Annotated in this window: 1 protein-coding gene; it reads left to right on the forward strand. The window is 68.4% G+C overall.

Annotation, left to right across the window (positions count from 1 at the left end):
* Positions 1–298: 298 nt before the first annotated feature.
* Positions 299–1710: sugar porter family MFS transporter (locus tag I5E_RS05225; RefSeq protein WP_022906059.1), on the forward strand; the 1412-nt coding region annotated here is incomplete at its 3' end.

Raw genomic sequence — 1710 nt, forward strand, 5'->3', positions numbered from 1 at the left:
CGACCGCCGGGCACGCTGGACGCGTGGCCGACGCTGCACGACGGAACCCCCGGCTCTCGGGCGCCGCGAGTGCCGCCGCTCGACGCACCGTCCGTCGCTACACCGACCACGGTGCGGACATGCCGTCGCTGGGTGACGTGCTCGACGACCCCGCCGGCGACGGCGAGTGATCGCTGACCGGGGCTTTCGCGGAGCCATCCATTCGTCATTCCGTGTGTATGACCGATTGACAGGACATGGATTCGGGCTACGATCCTCCACAGCGATGCAGCCCGATCACTGACGAAGGAGTCACCGAATGGTCGACATCAGACCGACAGCCACGAGCGTCCCCCTCCCGCCGGTCGGACACGGCCCGCACGTCCGACGCCTCGGCGTCCTCGCACTCGTGGCCACGTTCGGCGGCCTGCTCTTCGGCTACGACACCGGTGTGATCAACGGCGCCCTGCTGCCGATGAAGCAGGAGCTCGGGCTCACGAACCTCACCGAGGGCGTGGTCACGAGCTCGCTCCTCTTCGGGGCGGCGATCGGCGCGATGCTCGGCGGCCGGATCGCCGACGGCTGGGGGCGCCGCAGGACGATCATCCTGCTCGCCGTGACGTTCTTCGTCGGGACGCTCGTCTGCGTGTTCGCCCCGGTCTTCGGGGTGATGGTCGTCGGTCGCGTCCTGCTCGGCCTGGCGGTCGGTGGTGCCTCGACGGTGGTGCCGGTGTTCCTCGCGGAACTCGCGCCGTACGAGATCCGCGGGTCGTTGTCCGGACGGAACGAGCTGATGATCGTGATCGGCCAGCTCGCCGCGTTCGTGGTAAACGCGATCATCGGCTTCCTCTGGGGCGAGGGCGACGGCGTCTGGCGCGTCATGCTCGCCGTCTGTGCCCTGCCGGCGATCGCGCTGTTCGTCGGCATGCTCCGCGTGCCGGAGTCGCCGCGGTGGCTCGCCTCCAAGGGGCGCGACGACGAGGCCCTCGAGGTGCTCGGGCAGATCCGCTCCCGCGAGCGCGCCCACGCCGAACTCGAGGACATCACGCGGTCGAACGAGCTCGAGGCGGACGTCGAGCGGCAGAGCGGCTGGCGCACCCTGCTCGGCAACAAGTGGCTGATCCGCATCGTGCTCATCGGTGCCGGCATCGGGGTGGCGCAGCAGCTCACCGGCATCAACTCGATCATGTACTACGGCCAGACCGTGCTCGTCGAGTCGGGCTTCGCGGACCAGACAGCGCTCATCGCGAACATCGCGCCGGGGGTCATCGCGGTGATCGGCGGCGTGATCGCGATCCGCAACATGGAGAAGATCAACCGGCGCACGACGCTCATCCTCGGCTACTCGCTGACGACCGTCTGCCACTTCCTCATCGGGATCGCGTCGATGACCCTGGTCGAGGGCAACCCCGCCCGCCCGTGGGTGATCCTGTTCCTCGTCGTCGCGTTCGTCGGCTCGATGCAGACGTTCCTCAACATCGCGACGTGGGTGATCCTGTCCGAGATCTTCCCGACCCAGATCCGCGCACTCGGCATGGGCATCTCGGTGTTCTGCCTCTGGATCGCGAACGCGTTCCTCGGGCTGTACTTCCCGACGATCGTCGCCGCGACCGGCATCACGGGCACCTTCTTCGGGTTCGCGGCCGTCGGCGTCCTCGCCCTGCTCTTCATCTGGAAGTTCGTGCCGGAGAGTCGCGGGCGCACCCTCGAAGAGGTCCAGGAGGGCGTCAC

The sequence above is a fragment of the Curtobacterium sp. B18 genome (assembly GCF_000333375.1).
Taxonomy (GTDB): Bacteria; Actinomycetota; Actinomycetes; order Actinomycetales; family Microbacteriaceae; genus Curtobacterium.